Genomic DNA, 20,437 nt, shown 5'->3' with positions numbered 1-20,437 from the left:
CATCCTACGGGTCCCTGGTATCGGCAGGCCCGATTTCCGGGAAGGCGTGTGTTTGATCACACCGAACGCGTGGCGACCGCGGGCGGTACCGCTGCGGCACGTAGCGCCGGTCCGAGCACCGAGACCTGTCCCAGTACCCACAGCGCCACCGCACCGATTGGCAGGTAGTACAGCGGCAACCGCGGCAACTCGTACTTGCCCATCAACAACTGATTGATCGCATAGGCCAGCAGCATGCCCAGAACGATGCCGATGCCGGCGAGCAGGAAGTTCTCGGTCTGGAAGTAACGCAGGATCTGGCCGCGGGTAGCACCCAGGGCGCGGCGAACGCCGATTTGCTTGGTGCGCTGCTGCACCCAGAAGCTGGCCAGGCCGACGATGCCCAACGCGGTCACCACCAGCAGTGCGACGATCACCGCGACCAGCATCCAGACCATGGCGCGATCCTGGCGGTAATAGTCCTGGCGCAGGTCTTCCAGGGACTTGGTGTTGGCCGCCATGATGATGCGGTTCGGCCCGTTGCGCTCCAGTGCAGCGACGGCACTCTTCAGGATTTCGGCGCGGCGATCGGGTTCGGTACGCAGCAGGTAGTTTCCGCCCACCGTGTAGGCCGTCCGGATGGGAAGGATCATCGAATATTCATGGGCGGTGGGACCGCCCTGCTCGCTGGGGCGGACCAGGTGCTCGACCACACCGACGATGCGGTTGGAATCTTCGCCCCAGCTGTAGAAGGACTTTCCAATCGGGTCCTGCCCCGGGAACAACTTGTCGGCCATGCTCCGGGTGATGATGACGGACGGAATTGAGACCTTGCTGTCCGGAGCGTCCAGTGCCGACCGCTCGATGAACTCGTCCGGGGTGAAATCACGACCGGCCACCAGCTTGAGCCCAAACGTGTCGATGAACTGATCCTCACCCATGTACACGGTCGAGCTCAGGGTCGGCTGCTTCTGGTCTTTCACCATGGAAACCGAGGTGTTCCATGAGGAACTCACGAAGGGCACCTGGTTGGTGACGGTCGCCGCCTTGACCCCGGGCAGGCCGCGCAGCATGGCCAGGTCGCTCCTGGTCAGGGCCTCGGCATTCTCGTCTGTGCCGATGCCGGTCAGCTGCACCCGCACGACCTCGTTCTCGGCGACACCGCTGATCAGGTTGAGCCGCTCCACGCGGTTGCCGATCAGGAACAGGGCATTGCAGATGATCGCGCAGCTCAGCGCGACCTCCAGCACGATCAGCGCGGCGGCGGTCTTGTGCCGGAGCAGGGTGGACAGGATGGGACGCAGTTCCATGGACGGTCTCCGTGGGCAGTTTGATGCCGGGATAGGGAGAGGAAGCTTCATTGCGACTTGAGCTGCATGGCCGGAGTGACCTGCATCGCTTGCCAGGCTGGGATCAGTCCCGCCAGCAGGCTGGCGACCAGGGCGAGCACCACGGTCGCGAGCAACATCATCGGGTCGAGGTGCGCAAGCTCGGCATAGCTGGCCGGCTGTTGCCGCACCGCCCACAGTCCGAACCAGGCCAGCACCAGGCCTGCGGCGCCGCCGGCAAGGCCAATCGTTCCCGCTTCCACCAGGCATTGCAGGAAGATCTGCCGGCGCGATGCACCCAAGGCCCTGCGCACGCCGACCTCGCTGCTGCGACGCAGGAACTTTGCCAGCAACAGGCCCACGGTGTTGAGCAGACAGACCAGCAGGAAGCCGAACGCCAGCCAGACCTGCAGGCGCACGTCGCCCGGAACGACCTGGTTGAAGTCCAGCCATTCCATGACGTTGCGCAGGCGCACGTTGGTCGGTCGCTCGTAACGGCCACTGGCGCGTTGCTGGTCGGAATAGTTGACCAGGTACTGGCGATACGCGTCCGCTTTCGCCGGTGAGTCCAGTTGCACCCAGTACTGGATCCAGACGCAAGGCGCGTTGACGCCGGTGTGGCCGGCCGGATCACTGTCGTCCTTGCCATCGTCCCAGCAATCGATGCTGCCGTTACGCTCCATGTTCAGGTCGCGCGAGGTCGAGAACGGCAGGAAGGCCTGTTCCAGCTCACCGAACTTGTCGCTGTTCATGTCGTAAAAGCGCGGAGTCGGGCGCCAGTCGTCGAGCACGCCGACGATCCTGAAATCGGCCTTGTCCAGGCGGACCGTTTTGCCGACGCTGTTGCCGCCACCGAACAACTTGTCATTCAAGGCCTTGGCGATCACTGCAACGCGGTCGTGTTTCTCATCCTCCGTGCTGCTCCAGCCAGTGCCGAACAAGAACGGCATGTCGAACATGGAGAAGATGTCCGCGCTGGCATAGCGGGCATCGACGTAGAAAGGCGTGCTGCTTTGCTGTTGCGGGGTGATGGCCACACCGCCGCCCGTCATCAACGCCTGGCGGTCGCCGCGCTTCTCGCGAAGCAGGGCTTCGGCGTCGAAACGGGTCAGCTGTCGCGACGGTTCTTCGCCCGGGGTAAAACCACTCATGGTCTCGGGAGACAGCTGTGGATAGAACAGCTGCTTGCTGCGGGTGGGGACGGGGTCGCCGGACAACACATAGAACACTGTCAACGTGGTCATGCTGGCGCCGATGCCGAGCGCGATGGCCAGCACCATCAGCGCGGTCAGCACCTTGTTGCGCTTGAAGCTGCGCAGCGCCAGGTCGAAGTAGTAGCCGAACATCCCATTACCTAGCATGGCGGTGTCCTCAGGCGAGCGGGTTGAATTCGGCGGCGTCGGCGATTTCCCTGGCGCGAATCAGGCTGGGCTCGATCGACAGGTCGGTCGCCATGCCGTCGACGATATGCACGTTGCGCTGCGCACGCGCGGCCAGCTCCGGGTCGTGGGTGACCATCACGATGGTGGTTCCTTGCGCATTGATCTCCTCGAGCAGTTCCATCACGCCGCGCGCCATCTGCGAGTCGAGGTTGCCGGTGGGCTCGTCGGCCAGCAGCAGGCGCGGGCTGCCTGCCAGGGCGCGCGCAATCGCGGCGCGCTGTTGTTGGCCGCCGGACAGTTCGGCCGGGTAATGCTTCATGCGCGAGGCCAGGCCGACCTTGGACAGCGCGTCCTCGATGCGCTGCTTTCGTTCGCTGGCGGACATGCCGCGGTAGCGCAGCGGCACGTCGACGTTGTCGAACAGGTTCAAGTCGGGTATCAGGTTGAAGCTCTGGAAGATGAAGCCGATCTTGCGGTTGCGCAGCCGGCTGCGCGCATCGTCCGACATGCCGCTGACATCCTCGCCGTCGAGCAGGTACACGCCGCTGCTGAAGGTTTCCAGCAAGCCGGCGATGTTGAGGAAGGTGGTCTTGCCGGAGCCCGAAGGGCCGGTGACGGCGACAAATTCGCCCTCGCGCACATGCAGGTCGAGCGAGCGCAATGCGTGCGTTTCGACCAGTTCGGTGCGGAAGACTTTGGAAACGGCTTGCATGTGCAGCATGGCGAGATCCTTTGGAATGTCGATGTCAGTGCTGGCGCTGGGTTGTCAGTGCAGGTCTTTGCTATTGCTCGTCATTCCCGCCCGCGCGGGAATGACGGCTGCAGGTGAATCCGTGTGCCATCAGCAAACGCGGATGAAAGCAGGCAGGGCGCGGCAATTCGCATACCCCGGTTGTTGCCAGCCACGCCGCTGCGCTGCCTGGACGGCGATGTTCGCCGCTTCGACGCACTCGGCGTCAAAGCGCACCAGTTGATGCAGCCGCAGCGGCACGGCGTCGGTCAGTTCCTGTACCGACCAATGCAGGTCGAAGGGAAAGTCGGAGTGGGCTTTCATGGTTATTCTCCTGAGATGCGGATGCGTTCGGCGTCACCGAACTGGTCACTGCCGGACACCACGACGCGGTCTCCGGGCTGCAGGCCGTCGAGAATCTCGACGGCATTGAGGCTGCTGGCACCGGTGCGGATCGCACGCTTCACCGCACTGCTGCCATCCATCACGTAGGCGATGTTGCCGCCGCCTTGTTCGACGAACGGGCCGCGTTCCACCATCAGCGCGTTGCGGCGCGTGTCGAGGACGATGCGCGCGCTCAGACGCTGGTTCTGGCGCAGCCCGGGCGGTTGCTTGGCGGTGAAGCGCAGACGGCTGATAACCTCGCCGTTGACCACCTCCGGTGACACCGCCGCCACTTGTGCGGCGTAGGGTTCGCCGCTGCCGCTGGTGATCTGCGCCGGCATGCCGATGGCGAGATCGCGGGCGAAGCTTTCCGGTACTTTGATCTCGACCTCGAACACGGCCAGGTCGACCACGCTCAGCACCGGCGCGTTGACGGCGACGTTGGCGCGCTGGGCGATCTGCACCTGGCCGACCTGGCCGTTGAACGGGGCGTGCAGGGTCAGCGCATCGACCTGGCGCTGCATTTCGGTGACGACCGCGCGCTGGCGGTCGGCGAGCAGTTTCTTGTTGCGCGTGTCCAGGCCCGCGCCCTGGCCTTGCAGTCCGGCATCCTGGCGCGCGTGGGCGAGGCCGATCTCGGCCTTCTTCAACTCGTCCTGGGCCTTGGCCACGTCGATCTGCGCTACCGCGCCGCCGTCGAAGCCGCGCTGGTTACGCTCGAGGTCGCGCAACGCGGCGGTGCGGTCTATCTGGGCCTGGTTCAGCGACTTGCGCGCGGTCGACCGCGCCAACTGTGCATCGAGCACCGCGCGGCTGGCCTCGGCTTCGAGGCTGGCGAGCGTGGAGGCTTCCTGGGCGAGCTTGCTGCGCAGCTCGGGGCTGTCGATCTGCGCCAGCACCTGGCCTTGCTTGACTGCATCGCCAGCCACGACCTTGAGCGTGACCGTGCCGCCGGCAATGGCGTACAGCGTCGGACTGTTGGCGGCGATGACGCGGCCGTCGGCGGCGATGTCGCGCACCAGGTCGCCGCGTTTCACCTCGGCGATGCGCACCCGCGCGGCGTCGACCGAACGGCTGCCGGCACTCCAGCCCGACAGCAGCCAGGCCGCGAGCAGCAGCACGCCCAGTCCCGCAGCCCCGGCGAGCCACCAGGAGCGGTGCTTGCGCAAGCGCGTGGCGGGAGTGGTGACCGGACGGTCTTGCGCGGCGGTGTCGCGGATGCTCATGCGGGTTCGGCTCGGTGATGGTGGAGACGTGCGCTGCTCGTCTTATGCAGTGCGCGTCTTATGCGGCGGTCGTCTTATGCAGTGTTCGTCTTAACCAAAGCAGAACCCGTGCCAACTTCAAGTAATTGAATTGGAACGGTTTTGTGGTGCGTCCGAGTGTCCGTCCGGACGGACACGGTGTCCGCTGGACGTGTCCGCCCGCGCCGCCCGTTAAACTAGGCCAACACCAGTTGGAGCAACGGCTACATGTGCGGAATTGTCGGTGCGATCGCGGATCGCGATGTGGTCCCGGTCCTGATCGAAGGCCTGAAACGCTTGGAATACCGCGGTTACGATTCGGCCGGCATCGCCGTGTTCGACGGCCAGGACATGCGCCGCGTGCGCCGCACCGGGCGCGTCGCCGAGATGGAGTCAGCCGCGCAGGCCGAGGGCTTCCACGCCTCGCTCGGCATCGGCCATACCCGCTGGGCCACGCACGGCGGCGTCACTGAGGCCAACGCCCACCCGCACATCAGCTTTGGTGAGCTGGCGGTGGTTCACAACGGCATCATCGAGAACCACGATGAGCAGCGTGATCGTCTGCGCGAGTTGGGCTACACCTTCGAGTCGCAGACCGACACCGAGGTCATCGCGCATCTGATCCACTTCCACCAGGCCCAAGGCGCAGACCTGTTGACCGCGGTGCAGAACGCCGCGCGCGAACTGGACGGCGCCTACGCCATCGCGGTGGTCAGCAAGCATGAACCTGGCCGGTTGATTGCCGCGCGCATGGGCTGCCCGTTGCTGGTCGGTCTGGGCGACGGCGAGAATTTCGTCGCCAGTGACGTCTCGGCGATCCTCCAGGCCACGCGTCGGGTGATCTTCCTGGAGGAAGGCGACACCGCCGAGGTCGGCCGCACCGGTGTGCGCGTGTTCAACGAGCAGGGCGACGAGGTCCAACGCGAGGTGCACGTGTCGGACGTGTCACTGGCCTCGCTCGAGCTAGGCCCGTACCGCCACTTCATGCAGAAGGAGATCCACGAGCAGCCACGTGCGATTGCCGACACCATCGAGGCGGTGATCGACAACAACGGCTTCGTGCCGGCGTTGTTTGGTCGCGATGCCGAGGCCGTGCTGCGCGAAGTTGAAGGCGTGCAGATCCTCGCCTGCGGCACCAGCTACTACGCCGGTCTCACCGCGCGTTACTGGATCGAAGCGATCACCGGCCTGCCGTGCTCGGTCGAAATCGCCAGCGAGTACCGCTATCGCACCGCAGTGGCCAACCCCAAGCACCTGATCGTGACGATCTCGCAGTCGGGCGAAACGCTCGACACGATGGAGGCGCTCAAGTACGCCAAGTCGCTCGGACACGACAAGACGCTGTCGATCTGCAACGTGCCCGAGAGCGCGATCCCGCGCGCCAGCCGTCTGGTCTATTACACCCGCGCCGGCGCCGAGATCGGCGTGGCCTCGACCAAGGCCTTCACCACCCAGCTGGTGGCGTTGTTCACGCTGACCGCGACCTTGGCCAAGCTGCACGGCAAGCTCGATGCCGGGCAGGAGGCCGCCTACCTGGACGCGCTGCGCCAGCTGCCGGGCAGCGTGCAGCACGCCTTGAACCTGGAGCCGCAGATCGTCGGCTGGTCCGAGCGCTTCGCGCCCAAGCAGCACGCGTTGTTCCTTGGTCGCGGCGTGCATTACCCGATTGCCCTGGAAGGCGCGCTCAAGCTCAAGGAAATCTCCTACATCCACGCCGAGGCCTACCCGGCCGGCGAGCTCAAGCACGGCCCGCTGGCGCTGGTCGACGCCGCCATGCCGGTGGTGGTGATCGCGCCGAAGGACAGCCTGCTGGAGAAGGTGAAGTCGAACATGCAGGAAGTGCGCGCGCGCGGTGGCGAGCTGTTCGTGTTCACCGACGAGGACAGCCAGTTCGGCCCGTCCGAAGGCGTGCACGTGATCCGCGCGCCGCGACACGTCGGCGTGCTGTCGCCGGTGGTGCACGCGATCCCGGTGCAGCTGCTGGCCTACCACGCCGCACTCGCCCGCGGCACCGACGTCGACAAGCCGCGTAATCTGGCTAAATCGGTGACGGTGGAATAGTTTCCAACGGGGGATCACCCCCGTTCGAATCGCTCGGTGACGGTGGAGTGAAACCTGAAAGGGCATTGCAGTATGCCCCTTCAGCGCAGTAGGCCCTGAATGAGAGGCGGGTACCTGGTTGCAGTGCTGCCCGCCGCATTCCGACCGCATGGCGGGTTTCATCAGTGTTGGATACTGGGTGAGAAGGGCGCTGGTGTACTGGCGTTCTCTTCGACCCTGCGCGCGCCCCGAGTCCGCTAACCGGACGTCTGCTCGGCAGTCGCCAGTGACTGTGTGGGCGTCGCCGCAAAGATGCGCAGGCGTGCCCGAGCCGCGGAGCTGGGCCGTCCTTGACGTGCCATTCACGTATATGGATGCGAACCTGCGGGACGATTTCGCCCGCGTGAATCCTCGTGCCGGGGTTTCTCCGACGCACCTTCCTGCGATGACGCGAATGGGGTGCAGCGCGGAGCATGTTCCGCGGGAGCTTCTGCCGACAGGAGTGGTGTGCAATGGATGTTGCCCGTTCGCGTTGCCGCAAGCCCGCCACTGCTTCCCGGCTCCCACCGCGCCTGGCCTTGGCGATCGGCATCGCCACGGTGCTGCTGTCGCCTGCGTTCCTGGTCGCGCCGGCCCAGGCGCAACAGCAGGATGACTGGCAGGGTGATGTCAGCAGCGATGTCACCGACCCGGGCAACTGGAGCAATGGCATCCCGGTCAACCAGTGGGGTGATGCCAGCTTCGGTGACGTGGTCATCAATGGTGGCAACCCGTGGGATCCGGTCTGGACGATCGGAGGCACGCCTGCGACGGGCAGCCTTTGGACCTCGACGAACGAGTGGAACACGAGTTCGCTGACAGTCGGCAGCGGTGCGTCCGGGCACCTGGTCATCAATACTGCCCCGGACCAGTCCTGGGCTCAGCTGACGGTGAGTACTGGTCCGGCATTCACCGTGGGCATCGACGGTGGCGGCGGCATCGTCGATTTCAACATGAACAGCGGCACGATGCCCGGAACGTCCCTGCGGATCAGGAACGATTCGCAGGGCGCACCGCTTGGCTTCCTCATCGGCTCGGGCGCAGACAGCCACGGCGAGGTGAACCTGCTGGGTGCCGGCAAGACCGTGTATGCGCAAGCCTCTTCCAACCAGTACAACTCGGGCTCGATCCAGTCGAGCGGTTACCAGTGGCACCGGATTGGCGCCGATGGGGGAGTCGGCGTGTTCACAGTCCAGGATGCCGGTTGGATGGCTGGCGAGTATTTCTATGCTTCCGATCCGTCCATCGTGCCCGAGCCTGCGCTGGGCATCGGCGTGGGCACCGGTTCGGTGGGTACGCTCAACGTGCTATCGGGCGGAAAGCTGGCGGACAGCACCAGCACCAGCAGCGGCAGCCTGCCGCCGAACCATGTCATTGGCGGCAATGGCGGGACTGGCACCCTCGCCGTCTCGGGTGTCAATGCGCAGGACTACGCCAGCAATGCGAATTTCACGACAGGACTGGACATCGGTACCGGCGCGGGCAGCGTGGGTGCGGTCAACGTGCTGGCGGGCGGCAAGGCGCTCAACTACGTCAACACATCTGCGCTCGATACATGGGACGAGAGCAGCCAGCAAAACATCCGCAAGGATCCGCCGCCGGTCGAGCTGGGCATCGACGGCGGTACGGGCTCGTCGCTGGTCTCCGGGGCCGGCTCGATCTGGTACGTCGGCGCGGCGACATCGACCAGTAATTCCTCGTACATCGACAACGATGGAATCGACCCGGACGACTCCAGCCTCCATCTCCAGCCAATCACTGACGGCACGCAGATCGGCCACCTGTATGTGGGGGTATCCGGCAGCGGCAGCCTGACCATCGCCGACGGTGGCGTGGTGACGTTGGGCACGGCGTATGTCGGCAACATTAGCGAATACGACGGGAGCGACTCCTCCTACTACTACGACTTGGTCCAGTTCGACGATGGCCTGGGTACGCTGTTCCTGGCCGAGCAGGCCGGCAGCGAAGGAACGCTCAACATCGGTGCGGCCGCAGGCGAGACCGCGGCGGCGACTGGCGAGTTGCGTGCGGCGCAGGTGCAGTTCGGGTCGGGCGACGGGGCGGTGGTGTTCAACCACACCGCGACGGATTACACGTTCACCACGCCGCTGGTCGGCCTGGGCACGCTTGCCAGCTACGCCGGCACGACCTGGTTGCGGCCGGCGCCTACGCCTCCCGCCGGTGCGGCGATCGACAACAGCGGTTTCAGTGGCGTGACCGAACTGCACGGCGGCGTGCTGGGGCTGGGTTACAACGCCGCGCTCGGCAGCAGCGCGGTGCAGGCGCTGGCCAGCGCCGGTTTGATCTATGACGACACGGTCAGCATCGCCAACAGCATCGACATCGCCGCCGCTGCGGTGCTGTCGACCACGGTGGATGCCGGCGAGTCGGCCACGCAGGCCGGCGGCATCTCGGGCCAGGGCGTCTACGGGAAGACCGGCACCGGCACGCTGACGCTTACCGCGACCAACGCCTTGCTCGGCGAAACCCGGGTCAGCGCGGGCGTGCTGGCCCTGACCGGCACGGCCGGTCTGGCCGCGTCGAGCCGGGTCGTGGCCGATGGCGTGTTCGACATCACCGCGACCACGGCTGGCGCTTCCATCCGCAGCCTGGCCGGCAGTGGCACGACCGCGCTGGGTGCGCAGAACCTCAACATCACCACCGGCAACGACACCTTCGCCGGCCAGCTCACCGGCAGCGGTGCGTTCACCATGCAGGGCGGCAACCAGACGCTCAGCGGCGACAGCACCGCGTACACCGGTGCGGTGTCGGTCACCGGCGGCGCGCTGTGGATCAACGGTATCGTCGGCAGTGCCGCCAGCCCGGTGACGACGGTGGCCGCAGGCGGGCAACTCGGCGGCGACGGCACCGTGGTCGGCGGGCTGAACGTCGCCGCGGGTGGCGTGCTGACACCTGGCGCGATGGCTGCGACACCCGGCATGCTGACGGTCGACGGCGCGGTGAATCTGGCCAGCGGCGCGGTGCTGAATTACGACTTCGGATCAGCCAGCGTCGTCGGCGGGCCGCTCAACGACCTGCTGGTCACGACCGGTGACCTGGCGCTCGATGGCACCTTGAATGTCGCGGTGTCGCCGGGCGGCAGTTTCGACAGCGGGATATACCGCGTCATCAGCTACGCCGGTGCCCTGACCAACAACGGCCTGGACCTGGGCACGATGCCTCCCGCCGGTGCGTATTACGTGCAGACCTCCATCGGCGGCCAGGTCAACCTGGTGGCGGCGATGAACGGCGAAGTCTTCAGGTTCTGGGATGGCGCTGACCCCCTCGAAAACAACAACCTGGTTATCGACGGTGGTGATGGCACCTGGCAGAACTCGACCGGCAACGACAACTGGACCGAAGCCGACGGCGCGCTGAATGCACCACATGCGGACGGTTCGTTCTCGGTGTTCGCTGGCAGCGCCGGTACGGTCACTGTCGATGACAGCCTGGGTGCTGTCAGTGCCTCGGGCATGCAGTTCACCACCGACGGTTATCGGGTGCTGGGCGATGCGATCACGCTGGTCGGCACGGAGGCGCTGATCCGTGTCGGCGATGGCAGTGCGGAGGGGGCCAACATGACCTCCACCATCGACTCCGTCCTCACCGGCACCACGCAGCTAATCAAGGGCGACATGGGCACGCTGGTGCTGACCGCCGCAAACACTTACACCGGTGGTACCGAACTGCGCGACGGTCGGTTGCAGGTATCCAGCGATGCCAGCCTTGGCGATGCTGCTGGTGGTCTGACGTTCGTCGGGGGGATGCTGTGGACGACCGCATCGTTCGCGTCCAGTCGTACGGCGGAACTGCTCGAAGCCGGCCGGTTCCTCACCGATGCGGGCACCACGCTCAACTGGAACGGGGCCATCAGTGGCGTCGGCGGGCTGGACAAGTTTGGCGACGGAATCATGCAACTGTCCGCTACCAACTCCTACACCGGCGAAACCTGGGTGAGCGAGGGCACGCTGGCGCTGGTCGGCAATGGGAGCATTGCCGAATCCAGTGGCGTGCGCCTCGACGCCACGTTCGATATCTCAGGCACCAGCAACGGTGCGTCCATCCGGGTCCTGTATGGCGACGGCATCGCCAATCTTGGCGCGCGCGATCTGACCCTGACTGCCGCCAAGTACACCTTCGGCGGTGAATTGCTGGGAAGCGGCATGTTCGTCCTTGAGGCCGGTACGCAGATCCTCACCGGCAACAGCAATTCCTACACCGGTGGCGCGCGTGTGGAGGGCGGCACGTTGTGGGTCAACGGCACGCTTGGCAACACCAGCAGCGCCGCCTCCAGCGTCGACAACGGCGCCCGCCTTGGTGGCCGTGGCACGATCGGTGGCGACGTGGCCGTCGCCGACGGCGGCACGCTGGCACCGGGACCGGCATTGGGTGTCCCCGGCACGTTGAACATCGGCGGCGACCTGACCTTGGCCGGCGGCGCCTTCCTCGATTACCAGTTCGGCGAGGTGGCCGTCGCTGGCGGCACGCTCAACGACCTGATCAATGTCGGCGGCAACCTGGTTCTGGACGGCACCCTCGACATCGAAGTCACTCCCGGCGGCAGCTTCCTGCCCGGGCTGTACCGGGTGATCAACTACACCGGCACGCTGACCGACCAGGGGCTGTTGATCGGCGACAAGCCGGCGTATGGCCTGCAGGTGCAGACCTCGGTGGCGGGCCAGGTCAACCTGTTCTACGACGCCGGCCTGAGCTTCGATTTCTGGGACGGCGCGGCCGGGCCGAAAGACAACAGCGTGGTCAACGGCGGCGACGGCGTCTGGCAGGCGGTCACCGGCAACGAAAGCTGGACCGGCAGCAACGGCAGCGTCAACGGCACCTTCGTGGATGCCGCGTTCGCGGTGTTCACCGGCAGCGCGGGCAGCATCACGGTCGACGACAGCCTTGGTGCGATCAACGTGTCGGGCATGCAGTTCGCCGTCGACGGTTACAGCGTCCAGGGTGATCCGATCACGCTGCTGGGGCCGCAGGCGGTGATCCGCGTCGGTGACGGCTCGACCGCGGGCGCGGCCTACACGACTAACATCGCCTCGCAGCTCACTGGAACCGCGACGCTGGTCAAGGCCGACCTGGGCACGCTGGTGCTCGCTGGCGACAACAACTACAGCGGCGGCACGACGCTGGACGAAGGCGCGCTGCAGGTGTCGCGTGACGCCAATCTCGGCGTGGCGGCGGGCGGTCTGGTGTTCACGGGCGGCGAGTTGTGGAGCACGGCGACGATGACCTCCGCGCGTGGTCTTACCTTCACCGAAACCGGGCGCTTCCGCACCGACGCCAACACGACGCTGACGCTCGATGGCATCGCCACCGGCGCTGGCGGGCTCTCCAAGCTCGGCGACGGCACGCTCACCTTGACGTCCGTCAACGGCTATCTCGGTGAGACGCAGGTGCTCGCCGGCACGCTGGCGTTGACCGGTGGCGCGAGCATCGCCACGTCCAGCCGGGTGGTCGCCGACGGCACCTTCGACATTGCCGACACCACCGCAGGTGCCTCGATCCAGCGGCTCACCGGCCGCGGCGTGGTGGCGCTGGGCGGCCAGGACCTGACGCTGACGGCGGCATCGGACACCTACGCCGGCGTGTTCACCGGCAGCGGCGGTTTCATCCTCGCCGATGGCCTGCAGGTACTCACCGGCGCCAGCAGCAATTACACGGGCGCCGCGCGCGTCGACGGTGGCGCGCTGTGGGTCAACGGCACGCTTGGCAATGCCAGCAGTCATGCGCAGGTCGCCAGCGGTGCTTTGCTGGGCGGCAATGGCGCCTTGGGCGGCGATGTGGGTGTCGCGGCGGGAGGCCATCTCAGCCCGGGCGCGACCGGTAGTCGTCCCGGTACGTTGAGCATCGGCGGTAGCCTGGATCTGGCGAGCGGGGCATTGCTGGACTACCAATTCGGCCAGGCCAACGTGGTCGGCGGCGCGTTCAACGACCTGTTGATAGTCAACGGTGACCTCACCCTGGACGGCGTGTTGAACGTCACCCAGAGTCCGGGAGGTCTGTTCAATATCGGCCTGTACCGCGTGATCGATTACACCGGATCACTCGACGATCGCGGCCTGGACCTGGACCTGGGCACGGTGCCGGTGCCAGGGCTGTCGGTGCAGACCTCGGTCGCCGGGCAGGTCAATCTGATCTTCGGCGTGCCGGACGGGCAGTACACCTTCTGGGATGGCGACGCCGGTCCCAAGAACAACCGTGCCGTCGACGGCGGCAACGGCCTGTGGCAGAACTCGTCCGGCAACGACAACTGGACCGAGCAGGGCGGTGCGCAGAACGGAGTCTACTCCGACGATGCGTTCGCCATCTTTGCCGGTGCGGCGGGCGCGGTGACAGTAGACGCCAGCCTGGGCGATGTACGCGCCGCAGGCATGCAGTTCGCCACCAGCGGTTATCGACTGCAGGGCGATCGCCTGCACCTGGTGGAACCGCTCAGCCTGATCCGGGTCGGCGACGGCACGGTCGACGGCCGCCAGTACATCGCCACCGTCGATTCCGAAATCACCGGCGACGCGACGCTGGTCAAGGATGACCTGGGCACGCTGGTGCTCAACGGTGCCAACACCCATACCGGCGGCACCCAGGTCAACGAGGGCACGCTGCAGGTTTCGCGTGACGTAAATCTCGGCGCATCGGCCGGGGGCATCACCCTGTCGGGCGGCACGCTGCACACCACCGAAGTCTTCGAAACCGGCCGTGCGGTCACGGTGCGCGACTGGGGGCGCATCACCACCGACTTGGGCACTGAGCTGACGCTGTCCGGTGTGGTCGATGGCACCGGAGTGTTGCTCAAGAATGGTGCGGGCGCATTGCACCTGACCGGCAACAGTGCGTTCTCCGGGATCACCGCGGTGATGGCCGGCAGGCTCGACGTCGATGGTTCGCTGGCGGCATCGCGCGTGATCGCGACCAACGACAGTCGGCTGAGCGGCACCGGAACCGTGGGCAGCACCCGGATGTTGGGCGGTTCATTGCTGACGCCGGGCGACTCCATCGGCACGCTGACGGTGAACGGAAACTACGAGCAGTGGTCGAACGCGGTCTATCTGGCCGAGCTGGATCCGACGTCGGCGCAGTCGGACCTGCTGAGCATCATGGGTGCGGCGGAGATTTCCGCCAACGCGATCCTGTACGCACAGCGCACCAGTGAAACCGCCTACGCGCTGGGCACGCGCTACACGGTGCTGACCGCCACCGGAGGTGTCACCGGCACCTACCGCCTGCAGGGCGACACGGCGCTGTCCGCCTTCGTCTCGCTGCTCGATGTCTACGATGCCAACAACGTCTACCTGCAGGTGGCGCAGACGCGTGCACTCACCGACGTGGACTGCGCGCGCAATGCCAATGCCGCCGCGGCCGGGGTGCAGTCGTTGGCGGTCGGCGATCCACTGCTGGGGGCCATCCTCGCCAGTCCCGACGACGCCAGCGCCTGCAACGCGCTGGGCCAGGTCACCGGCGAGGTTTACGCCTCCGCACGCACCGCGTTCGTCGAAGACAGCCGCTTCCTGCGCGAGGCCGTGGGCAATCGCCTGCGCGGCGCGAGCGACGGCGTCGCGGTCGACCGCAGCAACGCCAGCGACGACGGCCGCGGCCTGTGGGGGCATGCCTTCGGGTCCTGGGGCCGTTTCGGTGGCGACGCCGACGCGGCGCGGTTGGACCGCGACATCGGTGGCGTGTTCCTCGGCATCGATGGCGATGTCGGCGAGCGCTGGCGGCTGGGGCTGGTCGGCGGCTACAGCCATTCCAGTTTCGACGTGGACCGCTGGGATTCATCTGGTACCAGCGACGACTTCCACCTCGGCGGTTACGCCGGCACGAGCTGGGGCCGGGTGTCGCTGCAGGCCGGCGCGGCCTACACCTGGCACGACGTGTCGGTGGACCGCAGCGTCGGCTTCGCCGGCTACACGGATCGTCTCAAGGCGGACTTCGATGCGTCGACGACGCAGGTGTTCGGCGAGGTCGGCTATCACCTGTCGATGGCCGGCGCGCTCGACCTGCAGCCGTTCCTCAACGTGGCCTATGTGCAGCTGGACAGCGACGGCTTCGCCGAGTCGGGCGGCGCGGCGGCCTTGACCGCGGACAGCGACCGCAGCGACATCACCTTCACCACGCTGGGCCTGCGCATGGCCAGCCGGCTGGACTTTTCCGCTGAGCGGGCGGTGCAGTTGCGCACCATGGTGGGCTGGCGGCATGCCTTCGGTGACCTCACGCCGACCGCGAACCTGCGTTTCGCGTCGAGCACGGCATTCCAGGTTGTCGGCGTCCCGATCGAGCGCGACGCACTCGCCCTCGACATAGGATTGGACGTGCAACTGCGCCCAACGATGAACGCCGGTGTGCTGTACTCCGGGCAGATGGGCGACGACAACGAAGACCACGGTATCAAGGCCTATCTGGAGTGGCGCTTCTGAGGCATAGGGCCGCATGGCCGGTTCGGGCCATGCACTTTGATCTGTAGTGGGTAGACGAATGGGCGGAGCGCAGAGCTGATGGCTGAGGTGCGATGGACGTTCCGGGGAATGGCGCCAGTGGCGAGGACGGCGCCCGCCGTGCCGGCGCAACCCGCGCGCGCGCCGCCAGCGCTGGTGACGATCGAAACCAACGGTTTTCTCCTGCGCACGCTGGTGCCCGCCGACGTGACGCCGCGTTTCGTCGAATGGATCAACGACGCGCGCATGCGCGAGGGCCTCAACCTGCCGGAGCTTGGATTCACCGCGGAACGGCTGGCGCAGTTCATTGCCGGCTTCGACGGAGTGCACCACCACTTCATCGGCATCTTCGACCGCGCGAACGGTTTGCTGCTGGGTTTCTATACGTTGGACGTCAGTCTGGCGCACAAGGTGGGCAACATCACCGCCAGCATCGGTGAGCCCGAATATGCCGGCCAACGCGTGTTCTGGCGGACCATCGACGCACTGCTCGATCACTTCTTCACCTTTCGCAACATCGACAAGATCACCGCGCGCATCCTCGCTAAGAACCACGGCATGCTGTTCAACTTCGTCGGCAATACGCGCTTCGTCTGCGAGGCAAGGCTCCGCAAGGAATGCCTGACCCCGGCGGGCGAGCGCGTGGACGTGCTGGTGTTCGCTTCGTTCAAGGATGGCAAACGAGAAGACGGAACCGCGCCATGACCCCGACGCCGACCGCGAACAGCCGCCTGCCGTTGCGGTTGGGCGGGTTTGCCAGTCTGCGCGAGGCGCTGGATTACGCCGCGCAGGGTGACACCGGCGTGAACTTCTTCGATGCACGCGGCGCGTTGGTCGCGACCATGACGTATCGGCGATTGCGCGCGCTGGCGCTCGCCGCCGCTACCCGGCTGCGGAATGCGGGCCTTCGTCCCGGCGACCGCGTCGCGCTTGTCGCCGATACCAGCCCGGAGTTCCTGGTGCTGTTCTACGGCTGCCAGTACGCAGGGCTGGTGCCATGCCCGTTGCCGTACAAGGCCTTTCCGGGTGCGCACGAGGCTTACCAGTCACAACTGCGGCTGTTGCTGGTCGCCACGGATGCGCGTGCGGTATTGGCACCGTCGGGCGTTCTGGCTGTCGTCGACGAGGCTGCCGGAGCGTCACAGGCGGTGCTGGCCTTTGATGCGATCGTCGACACGACAGAGACATCGACCGAGCCGGTCGCCGCCATCGCGGATGAGGATCGCGACGCGGCGGCGTCGCCGGATGATGAGGCGCTGGCCTACGTGCAGTTCTCCTCCGGCTCGACCGCGCAACCCAAGGGCGTGCTGGTCAGCCAGCGCGCGCTGATGGCCAATGCCGACGCGATTGCCCGTCACGGCCTGCGCATGCACGCGCACGACCGCGCGTGCTCGTGGCTGCCGCTGTATCACGACATGGGGCTGGTCGGATTCTCGGTGGTGGCGCTGTGCGGCCAGCGCAGCGTCGACTACCTGGCGCCGACCACGTTCGCCGCGCGGCCGCTGGTGTGGCTGCGACTGATGTCGGCGCAAGCCACGACGATTGTGTATGCACCGGGTTTTGCCTGGCGGTTGGCGGCGCAGCGCTATCGGGCCGAGGACGCGCTTGACCTGTCGGCGCTGCGCATTGCCGGTGTTGGCGGCGACATGGTTCAGGCGCAGGTGCTGGTCGAATGCGCGCAGGCACTGGCCAGCAGCGGCTTCCGCCTGAGTGCTTTCCAGCCCAGTTACGGTCTGGCCGAGGCGACGCTGGCGGTGACCATGAGCGACGCCGACAGCGACCCGCGCATCGACCGGGTGATCTGCGCGATGCAGGCGGATGGAACGGTGGTCGCACGGCATGAACCGGATGAAGGCGCGAGCGGCATGCGCGATTTCGTCGGCTGTGGCCGACCGTTGCCGGGCACGGAGGTCCGCGTGGAGAACGACCGCGGCCAGGCGCTGCCGCAACGTCGCATCGGCCGCGTGTGGGTCCGCGGCCCGGCGTTGATGCGCGGATATCAGTGCGCCAACGCCGGTGAACGCGTGCTGCGCGACGACGGTTTCCTCGATACCGGCGACCTGGGCTACTTCGTCGATGGCGAACTGTTCGTCACCGGCCGCGCCAAGGACCTGATCCTGGTGCGCGGGCGCAATCTGTGGCCGCAGGACGTGGAATCACTGGTCGAACGCGTGGCGCCGCTGTCCGCGGGCGATTGCGCGGCGATAGGTATCGAACGCGACGGCGAAGAAACGCTGGTCGTGCTGGTGCAGCGGCGCGCCACCGACAGTCAGTCCGCATCTGATCTGCAGCAGCGTCTGGCAGCGGCGATCAGCCAGGCACTGGGCGTGGCCGCCAGCATCGTGTTCGTGCCGCCGCGCAGCCTGCCCTACACGTCCTCGGGCAAGCTGGCGCGCGCGCGCGCCAGGGGCCAATATCTGGCCGGAGTGCTGGGCATCGACACGCCGCCGGCACGCAAGGACAACACGGAGATACCCGCATGAGCGTATTGCTGGAAGCCAAGGAGCTGCTCTCCGGCTGCCTGTTCATCCCGGTCGAAAAGATCGACGACGAGGCCACTATCCAGTCGATCAAGGAAATGGACAGCCTGAGCTTCGCCTCGGTGGTGATGGAACTGGAAGAACGCGCCGGCCGCACGATCGACGTGATGGAACTGCTGGAACTCAAGACCGTGCGCGACGTGGCGACGTTGTTGGAACGATATCGGTGATCCGCTCGGCGGATATCTGCAATCATCTCTATCGGCTGGCGCGCGAGCGCAACGGCGAGAACGTCGAGATCGAACTCAATGGCGTGCCGGTGCTGCTGCTGCAGCGGCACGAGGACGCCGACCACGTGCTGCGTGCGCGCAGCGACAACTACCGCAAGAACATGGCCTGGTTCCGCCAGGCGCTAGGCGCTTCGCGCTTCTCCGAGGACGGCGAGGCCTGGCGCATCCGCCAGGCACTCACGCACGGCTACTTCACCCGTTTCGACCGCGAGCAAACCTGCACATTGGCGCGCCGCTACGCAACGCAGGCCGTTGATCGTCTGATGCGCGACAGCGCAGGCGGCGCCACGGCCCTCGACGACGGCGTGCTGCGGACGATGACCGTGTCGGTGCTGGTCGAGAACTTCTTCGGTATTCCCTATGCCCAGACCGGTATCGACCTGCAACGCATCGCCGAGCTGATGGAGTACGGCTCCGCCTATTCCTTCGTGCCGTCGGGCGAGACCGGCCGCCTGTACCTGGACGGGTTGCGCCACCTGCCGGCGTTGCGTCGCCGGGTACTGGAGGACCTGCGCATCTTCCGCGACGGCAGCGTGCCGGCCGGTCCGATGCTGCATGACATGCTGGTCGCGGATGCCGATCCGGCCAGCGACGTCGTGCTCGAACACGAGCTGTTGACGTTCTTCGCCGCTGGCGCCGAAACCTCTGCGGCGACGGCGGGCTGGGCGCTGTACCTGCTTGCCAGGCGTCCGCAGGTGCAGGAACGGTTGCGGCAGCAGGCCGAGCGCATCGCCAGCAGCAACGAGGATTGGGGCTGGAGCGAGCTGGCGACCTTCGACGATCTCGCAGATTTCCTGTCCGAGACGTTGCGGCTGTTTCCGCCGACGCCGATCATCGCGCGCCTGGCAATCGGCCCGGACCGCATCGGCCCGCATGACATCGCCGCCGATCAGAACGTGCTGATCTCGTTCGTCGGCATCCAGCACGACGCCCGCCTCCGGCCCGATCCGTGGTCGCTGCACGCCGATGGCACTGCGCGCAAGGGGGCGGCCACGGGAGTCAACACCGCCTTCAGCTTTGGGCCGCGCATCTGCGGCGGCAAGCATTTCGCGCTGGTGGAGCTGATGGCCTTCCTGACGGTGTTCCTGTTGCACGCACGATTCGAATTGACCACGCAGGATGAGCCGCGTTACCACTGGAAAGCGCAGATGCTCCGCGAAGGTGGGCAACCCGTGCGGGTGATTCCGATTAGCCGGCCGGTGGATGCGCTTGCGACGCGCTCCGGGAGCGTCGTGGCATGAGCCAGCGCTGGCTGGTCACCGGTGCCGGCCGCGGACTGGGGCGGGCCATCACGCAGCAGTTGCTGGCGCGTGGCGATCACGTGGCGGCCACGGTGCGCCAGCTCGATGCGCTGGACGATCTGGCGCGGCAGCATCCGGACCGGCTCATCGTGCGACAGCTGGACATGGCCGACCATGCCGCCATCCGTGCAACGGTCGATGAGGCCGTCGCTGCCCTGGGCGGGCTGGATGTCGTCGCAAGCAACGCCGGCTATGCGCTGGTCGGCGCCGCCGAAGAAGCGAGCGATGAACAGATCGCCGCGCACCTGTCGGTCAATCTGCTGGGTCCCATCCACCTGATCCGCGCCGCACTGCCGCACCTGCGCAGGCAGGGGCATGGCCGGATCGTGCAGGTGTCGAGCGAGAACGGACAGATGAGCCTGCCCGCACTGAGCTGCTACCAGGCGGCGAAGTGGGGCATCGAGGGATATTGCGAGAGCGTGGCGCAAGAAGTTGCACCGCTCGGCATCCAGATGATCATCGTCGAGCCGGGGCGTATTGCGACCGCTTTCGATCGAAGCTCCGTGCCCGCGCAGACGCAGATCGACGATTACCAGCGCACCAGCGTCGGCAACCTGCTGCGCCTGCATGCGATGGGGCGCCTGCCACGGCTCGGCGATCCGCAGCGGATGGCGCAGGCGATCATCGCCTGTGCCGATTCGACCTCGCCGCCATTGCGGCTGCTGCTGGGCAGCGACGCATGGCGCAATGTCGAACGCGCGTTGCATGCCCGGATGGCGGTGCTGGATGGCCAGCGCGAGAGTGCGGCTGCTACGGATATTGCATGAATGTTGTTCAAGCAATTTGCGCTTGAGCAATC

Annotated in this window: 12 protein-coding genes; 7 read left to right on the top strand and 5 right to left on the bottom strand. The window is 66.4% G+C overall.

The window, feature by feature from the left end; genetic code table 11:
- Positions 1–56: 56 nt before the first annotated feature.
- The 5 genes from ACFOLC_RS05045 to ACFOLC_RS05025 form a co-directional block, all read right to left on the bottom strand.
- Positions 57–1,289 (bottom strand): ABC transporter permease, encoded by a 1,233-nt coding sequence (locus tag ACFOLC_RS05045; protein WP_386758144.1) that lies wholly within the window; start codon positions 1,287–1,289, stop codon positions 57–59.
- A gap of 47 nt (positions 1,290–1,336) precedes the next feature.
- A complete protein-coding gene (locus ACFOLC_RS05040; RefSeq protein ID WP_386758533.1) occupies positions 1,337–2,653 on the bottom strand; it encodes an ABC transporter permease in 1,317 nt (438 codons plus the stop codon).
- Positions 2,654–2,678: 25 nt separating this feature from the next.
- A complete protein-coding gene (locus ACFOLC_RS05035) occupies positions 2,679–3,410 on the bottom strand; it encodes an ABC transporter ATP-binding protein (protein WP_386758143.1) in 732 nt (243 codons plus the stop codon).
- 120 nt (positions 3,411–3,530) lie between these two features.
- On the bottom strand, positions 3,531–3,743 hold the full coding sequence (locus tag ACFOLC_RS05030) for a hypothetical protein (protein ID WP_386758142.1): 213 nt from the start codon (positions 3,741–3,743) through the stop codon (positions 3,531–3,533).
- 2 nt (positions 3,744–3,745) lie between these two features.
- Positions 3,746–5,029: an efflux RND transporter periplasmic adaptor subunit gene (locus tag ACFOLC_RS05025; protein WP_386758141.1), complete on the bottom strand. Its 1,284-nt coding sequence runs from the start codon at positions 5,027–5,029 to the stop codon at positions 3,746–3,748.
- A 246-nt stretch (positions 5,030–5,275) separates the two neighbouring features.
- Here ACFOLC_RS05025 and glmS point away from each other — a divergent pair, with 246 nt between their 5' ends.
- The 7 genes from glmS to ACFOLC_RS04990 all read left to right on the top strand — a co-directional run bounded on the left by glmS (position 5,276) and on the right by ACFOLC_RS04990 (position 20,405).
- Positions 5,276–7,108: a glutamine--fructose-6-phosphate transaminase (isomerizing) gene (gene glmS / locus ACFOLC_RS05020; RefSeq protein WP_386758140.1), complete on the top strand. Its 1,833-nt coding sequence runs from the start codon at positions 5,276–5,278 to the stop codon at positions 7,106–7,108.
- Between the two features lie 491 nt (positions 7,109–7,599).
- Entirely contained in the window at positions 7,600–15,549 is a 7,950-nt protein-coding gene (locus tag ACFOLC_RS05015; RefSeq protein ID WP_386758139.1) for an autotransporter domain-containing protein, read from the top strand.
- Positions 15,550–15,687: 138 nt separating this feature from the next.
- The gene (locus ACFOLC_RS05010) at positions 15,688–16,272 is read left to right on the top strand and encodes a GNAT family N-acetyltransferase (protein ID WP_386758138.1); all 585 of its coding nucleotides are present in this window, start codon (positions 15,688–15,690) and stop codon (positions 16,270–16,272) included.
- A complete protein-coding gene (locus ACFOLC_RS05005; protein WP_386758137.1) occupies positions 16,269–18,050 on the top strand; it encodes a fatty acyl-AMP ligase in 1,782 nt (593 codons plus the stop codon). Before ACFOLC_RS05010 ends, ACFOLC_RS05005 begins: the two co-directional genes overlap by 4 nt.
- Positions 18,047–18,277, top strand: a complete 231-nt coding sequence (locus tag ACFOLC_RS05000; RefSeq protein ID WP_386758136.1) for an acyl carrier protein — start codon at positions 18,047–18,049, stop codon at positions 18,275–18,277. Before ACFOLC_RS05005 ends, ACFOLC_RS05000 begins: the two co-directional genes overlap by 4 nt.
- A complete protein-coding gene (locus ACFOLC_RS04995; protein WP_386758135.1) occupies positions 18,274–19,578 on the top strand; it encodes a cytochrome P450 in 1,305 nt (434 codons plus the stop codon). Before ACFOLC_RS05000 ends, ACFOLC_RS04995 begins: the two co-directional genes overlap by 4 nt.
- Entirely contained in the window at positions 19,575–20,405 is an 831-nt protein-coding gene (locus ACFOLC_RS04990; protein ID WP_386758134.1) for an SDR family oxidoreductase, read from the top strand. The genes ACFOLC_RS04995 and ACFOLC_RS04990 overlap by 4 nt, the downstream gene beginning before the upstream one ends.
- Positions 20,406–20,437 lie beyond the last annotated feature (32 nt).

The sequence above is a fragment of the Lysobacter cavernae genome (assembly GCF_042648505.1).
Lineage (GTDB): Bacteria > Pseudomonadota > Gammaproteobacteria > Xanthomonadales > Xanthomonadaceae > Lysobacter_L > Lysobacter_L cavernae.
This window is presented reverse-complemented; position numbering and strand designations above follow the sequence as displayed.